This window comes from Streptomyces sp. NPDC051020, assembly GCF_040683105.1.
In the GTDB taxonomy this organism is placed as follows: Bacteria; Actinomycetota; Actinomycetes; order Streptomycetales; family Streptomycetaceae; genus Streptomyces.
On sequence record NZ_JBFBCG010000179.1, the window covers coordinates 1 to 4,559 of the forward strand.

The 4,559-nt window shown below is 69.6% G+C and carries 4 protein-coding genes; 1 reads left to right on the forward strand and 3 read right to left on the reverse strand.

Translation table 11 applies throughout. The features are described from left to right. Nucleotides 1-74: 74 nt before the first annotated feature. Nucleotides 75-1,247, reverse strand: coding sequence for a Gfo/Idh/MocA family oxidoreductase (locus tag AB0N06_RS38085; protein WP_366139256.1), 1,173 nt, complete (start codon nt 1,245-1,247; stop codon nt 75-77). A 550-nt stretch (nt 1,248-1,797) separates the two neighbouring features. Beyond that, nucleotides 1,798-2,592: a DeoR/GlpR family DNA-binding transcription regulator gene (locus tag AB0N06_RS38090; protein WP_366139257.1), complete on the reverse strand. Its 795-nt coding sequence runs from the start codon at nt 2,590-2,592 to the stop codon at nt 1,798-1,800. 185 nt (nt 2,593-2,777) lie between these two features. Here AB0N06_RS38090 and AB0N06_RS38095 point away from each other — a divergent pair, with 185 nt between their 5' ends. After that, nucleotides 2,778-3,662 carry an SIS domain-containing protein gene (locus tag AB0N06_RS38095; protein ID WP_366139259.1) on the forward strand — a complete coding sequence of 295 codons (885 nt, stop codon included), beginning with the start codon at nt 2,778-2,780 and terminating at the stop codon, nt 3,660-3,662. 225 nt (nt 3,663-3,887) lie between these two features. Here AB0N06_RS38095 and AB0N06_RS38100 read toward each other — a convergent pair whose 3' ends face one another. After that, nucleotides 3,888-4,427, reverse strand: coding sequence for a hypothetical protein (locus AB0N06_RS38100; RefSeq protein WP_366139260.1), 540 nt, complete (start codon nt 4,425-4,427; stop codon nt 3,888-3,890). Between the last annotated feature and the right edge of the window lie 132 nt (nt 4,428-4,559).

Consider the following 4,559-nt stretch of genomic DNA (forward strand, 5'->3'; position numbering starts at 1 on the left):
TCCCCCGGCGCACCTCACAGTTTCGGGCGGGGTGTCCCCTGTGCCGTGACCGGCAATGTTTGCCGGTCACGGCACTAGCGGACCTGACCGCGTTCGAAGTACGCGATCAGCTCGGGGCCGAGGGCCGGCACGTCGTACGGTGCCCCGCCCTCACGCAGCGAGCGGGTCGCGAGGACCCCGGCGGCGACGCTCATCCGGGCGGCGACCGGAGAGGTGTCCGTGACACCGCCGTCGCGGACGAACCGGCAGAACTCCTCCATGATCCGGGTGTCACCGCCGCCGTGCGAGCCATCGGCCTCCGGCACCCGGTAGGTGATGTCGGCCTCGGCGCGGTATCCGCTGGGTCCGGTGTTCCAGACCTTGACCTCGTCACCGGGGCTGTCGCCGAAGTTCTCCAGCCGCCCCTCGGTGCCGATGACGGTGTAGTTCCGCCAGTAGTCCGGGGTGAAGTGGCACTGCTGGTAGGCGGCCACGACACCGTTGTCCAGCTGCATGTTCATCACCGAGACGTCCTCGACGTCCACAATGTGGTGCAGATCCTTGCGGGCCGTCGGCGGCCAGTCGAACTCCCGCAGCCAGTTCGCCGGGCGCGGGGTGTCCGCCTCGCGGCGCGGCAGGTCCCCGTAGACGAGGAGGTCGCCGAGGGCGTTGACGCGGCGGGTGTAGCCGCCGGCCAGCCAGTGCAGCACGTCGATGTCGTGCGCGGCCTTCTGGAGCAGCAGTCCGGTGGTACGGGTCCGGTCGGCGTGCCAGTCCTTGAAGTAGTAGTCACCGCCGTAGCCGACGAAGTGCCGCACCCAGACGGCCTTCGGTTCGCCGATGTCACCGCGGGCGATGATGTCGCGCATCAGCCGCACGACGCCCATGTGGCGCATGTTGTGACCGACGTACAGCCGGGTCCCCGTCTCGTACGCGGCGCGCAGGACGTTGTCGCAGCTTTCCACGGTGATACCGAGCGGCTTCTCGACGAAGACCGCCTTGCCGGCCCGCAGGGCATCGATGGCGATGACCTCGTGGGTGTCGTCCGGGGTGGCGATGATGATCGCGTCGAGGTCGTCCCGGTCGAGGAGCAGCTTGTAGTCCTCGACCGCGACATCGGTGCCGAAGCGCTCGGCTTCGCGCCGGCGCACCTCGGGGTCGAGGTCGCAGACGGCGGTGATCGCCGAACCCTGCCCGGGGTGGTGGGCGGACATCGCGATGGAACGGCGGAGGCCGAGCCCGATGACACCGAGTCGGAGGTCTGACACGGGGGTCCCTTCTGTCTTTACAGGTGGTGCGGGCGGAAGCTACTTGGACCGACCGTCCTGGAAGACCGCTCGCTGCTTCCCGGCGGGTGTGTCCGCGTCATCCGGGTCACGGGGCTGCGGCACACATCGGTGACGGTGCGGCCGCTACTCCCTCGCGGCGAGGGCCACATCGTTCACGACAGTGCGCCTCGATGGCAAGAGTTGTTCATTTCGCGAGATAACGAACATTTATAGACATCAAAATCTGGAGAAGGCCCGATTCGACTCCGCTGGTGCGCAGAGAGGGCACGGCAAGGGCGCGAAACAGGCACGCAAGTACCTCGATGTGATCGCCGAACCCCTTGCCAGGGGCTTAACCGCCCCTGCTCGCACGCCCACGTCCGGCTTCGGCCGGCTCCGCCCCCTCGCCAGAAGTGCCCCTGGGCATCGGCAACGCGACCGGGCACCGTGTGGACTGCGCGACCGCACCGGCAGGGCCGACCAGCAGTGGACCGCGCCCCGCGCCTGATCCCGCGGGACGGTGTCACCGCCGGACGGGCCGGCGTCACCCTCACACAGCGATGACGGTGACGCCGGCCTCGGTGAAACGGGCCTTCGCGTCGCTGGTGATGCCGGTGTCGGTGACCAGGAAATCGACCTGACTGAGATCACAGACCCGGGCGAAGGCCCGCTTGCCGATCTTCGAGGAGTCGGCGGCCACGACCACCCGCTGCGCCTGCTGGGCGAGCAGCCGGTTGATGCTGGCCTCGCCCTCGTGGTGGACGTACGCCCCGCGCTCGGTATCGATCGCGTTGACGCCCAGCACGGCGGCATCCAGCGTGATCTCGCCGAGCACGCCACTGGCCAGCGGCCCCGTGAGCTCATACGACTGCGGCCGGGCCACTCCACCGGTCACCACGATCTTGATCTGCGGCCGTATCACCAGCTCGTTGGCGATGTTGAGGGCATTGGTCACCACCGTCAGGGTCGGCTGCCCCCCGGGGCCGGTGTCACCGACGAGGTCGGGGCGCACGGCCAGCGAGCGGGCAACCTCGGTGATCGTGGTGCCACCGGTCAGCCCCACCACCTCGCCCACCGCCACGAGTTCGGACACGGCGCGGCCGATGGCCTGCTTCTCCGGGGCGTTGCGTCCCGTCTTGTAGCGCAACGCCAGTTCGTAGGAGACTCCGTGCGCGACGGCGCCGCCGCGGGTTCGGGTGAGCAGCTGCTGCTCGGCGAGCTGGTCCAGGTCACGGCGGATGGTCGCGGCCGACACGTCAAGCGTCGTCGCCGCGTCCTCGACCTCCACCCGGCCGTGTTTGCCGACCAGCTCAAGCAGCGCGTCCCAGCGGGCATCCCTGGACAAGTGAACTCTCCTTACGGGCCCGGGATTCGAGCGCCCATCCCCTTGGGCAGTGTCACCGGACATGCGCAAGGGTCGCACAAGGCGCCGATCAGTCAAGTCCCATGCAAGCAGAATGCTTGATAATGATTGCAGAAGGCGTATAACGTGCGTGAACGAGCATCCCAACACCCATACGGAGTGTAAAAGTGTCGTTTGTCGAGATTGAGACAGCCAGCCAGCCGGAGTGCTGGCGCCGCGCCGCGGACCTGGCAGAGAGCCAGTCGGCCGCCCTGCCCGCCACGGGCGAGCGCATCGCCGTCGTCGGCTGCGGCACCTCGTTCTACATGGCCCAGGCGTACGCCGCGCTCCGCGAGGAATCCGGGCAGGGCGAGTCCGACGCGTTCGCCGCATCGGAGTTCCCCTTCGGCCGCAGCTACGACCGGGTCGTGGCGCTCACCCGCTCGGGCACGACGACCGAGGTGCTGGAGCTGCTCGGCCGGCTCCGTGGCGTCACCCGTACCGTCGCGATCACGGCCGACCCGAACACCCCGGTGATGACGTCCGCCGACGATGTCGTCGTCCTCGACTTCGCCGACGAGCAGTCCGTGGTGCAGACCCGGTTCGCCACCACGCTGCTCACGCTGCTCCGTGCCCACCTCGGCCTGCACACCGACGCCGTGGTCCGTGACGCGGAGACGGCACTGGCCGAGCCGCTGCCCGAGGGGCTGCTGGAGTGCACCCAGTTCACCTTCCTCGGCCGGGGCTGGACGGTCGGTCTCGCCAACGAGGCCGCGCTCAAGATGAAGGAGGCGTCGCTCTCCTGGACCGAGTCCTACCCCGCGATGGAGTACCGCCACGGTCCGATCAGCATCGCCACCAACGGCACCGCCACCTGGGTGTTCGGTACCGCACCCGAGGGTCTTGAGGAGCAGGTCGCGTCGACCGGAGCCCGCTGGGTGGCGAGTGGCCTGGACCCGCTGGCCGAGCTCGTCCGCGTACAGCGTCTGGCGATCGCCCGCGCCGAGGCCGCCGGCATCGACCCGGACAGCCCCCGTCACCTGACCCGCTCGGTGGTTCTCGCCGACGCCTGACCGGCGGACGGGCGGGTGAGGGGCCGGCCGTGGAGGTCGGCCCCTCACCCCTGTCGCAGCGCTCGGGGCGTGTCGCCCGTGACGACGGGACGGCCCAGGTCCGCGCCCCGGTGACGTCGCACCGGATCCGGGGGCAATCCGCCCCGCCGGCCGGGTGCGTCGCCCCAGGTCGCGCCGGGGACGATCCGGTCGCGTCTTCGACCGGCCCTTCGCCACCGCCTCGGGCTACTCCTCGAAGTAGGCGTCGAGCACCACGTCGAGTTCTTCCGCCCACGCCTTGAGACTGCTTCTGGCGGCCGCCTCGACCTCGGCGTTGAACCAGCGGCGGGACGACATGTGGACGGTGACGGTGAACCGGCGCCCGAACCGGGGGACCTTCACCTCGACCGCACCGACCTCGTCCCAGTGGAACTCGGCCTCCTGGTCGTCCAGCCGGAATCGGATGCCGTCACGGTCCGCGGTGATCGAACCCCGCCGGTCGCTGACCTCGAATACGGGCCCGTTCTCGTCCTTCTCGCCCTTCTCGTGTTCCTCCTGCTTCCCGTCCTTTGCGTCCTCCGAGCCGGAATCGGCGTCGGTGCCCCCGGGGGCACGCTCCGCAAGGGCGTCGTCAGGGGCGGCACCCTCGGGCGCCGGCTCCTCGGGCTTCTCCTGGTCCGCCTCGGACGTCCCGTCGGTGCGGGGGGCCGTGAGACCAGGTATGTACGCCGGGTCTGTCCCTGCGGCGTACGCGGGCTGAGTGTTCGGATCTATGCGCTGCTCCACGGCGGGCAGTATGGCCGACGAACCTGTACGAGACCAGTAAGAGGCCGCGCACATGGGTGGGGTGGAGGAAGGAGCGGGGCGAGGGGCAAGCCTGGCAAGGCGGAGGAGGGAGGCGACGCGGAGGGGGCCCCT